This is a genomic window from Facklamia sp. P12950 (assembly GCF_050409465.1).
GTDB lineage: Bacteria > Bacillota > Bacilli > Lactobacillales > Aerococcaceae > Facklamia.
The window spans coordinates 1-533 of sequence record NZ_JBNUPK010000035.1 but is presented as its reverse complement, the minus strand read 5'-3'; the positions used below and the strand labels follow the sequence as shown (position 1 = coordinate 533).

The 533-nt window shown below is 57.0% G+C and carries 2 protein-coding genes; both read left to right on the top strand.

Annotation, left to right across the window (positions count from 1 at the left end; genetic code table 11):
* The coding region (locus ACQV2Q_RS08935; protein WP_428882525.1) for a DNA methyltransferase at positions 1-277 on the top strand (277 nt) is incomplete at its 5' end.
* Positions 274-533: hypothetical protein (locus ACQV2Q_RS08930; RefSeq protein WP_428882524.1), on the top strand; the 260-nt coding region annotated here is incomplete at its 3' end. The genes ACQV2Q_RS08935 and ACQV2Q_RS08930, both read left to right, overlap by 4 nt.

The following is a 533-nucleotide window of genomic DNA, read 5'->3' as shown; positions in this document are numbered from 1 at the left end:
AACCGTCAAGCCGACCACGCTGATGCAGTGGCTTTGCCGCCTCATCACGCCATCGGGCGGCATAATTCTTGATCCGTTCATGGGCTCAGGCAGCACAGGTAAGGCGGCGGTTCTGGAGGGCTTTCAGTTTATCGGCTGCGAGCGCGAGGACGAATACATGCCAATCGCTACAGCTCGGATTGCGTGGGCTATCGGTGCGGCTAGCAAGGATGACGAGCCAACTGCGGTACCAGCAAATGATAACCGTCCTGCCGACCTGTTCGGAGCAACAGCATGACCAAGCTCCCAGGCAAACCAGTCCTCCCCATAACGCCGACGGCCGACGAAAACGACAACCCGACCACCTGCATGTGCTGTGGCCGTATCGCGATAGGTATTGGTCGCGCCATCAAACAAGGTGCGCGCGTCATCGATAACGGATTTCTCTGCAAGCAATGCATCGTAGCCGTGGGGGATTTATCCAAGATGGACAGGTTGTCAGTCTACGAACTCAAAGCCCTAGATGCCGGCGTTGACGCTGTTGGCGAGTACAT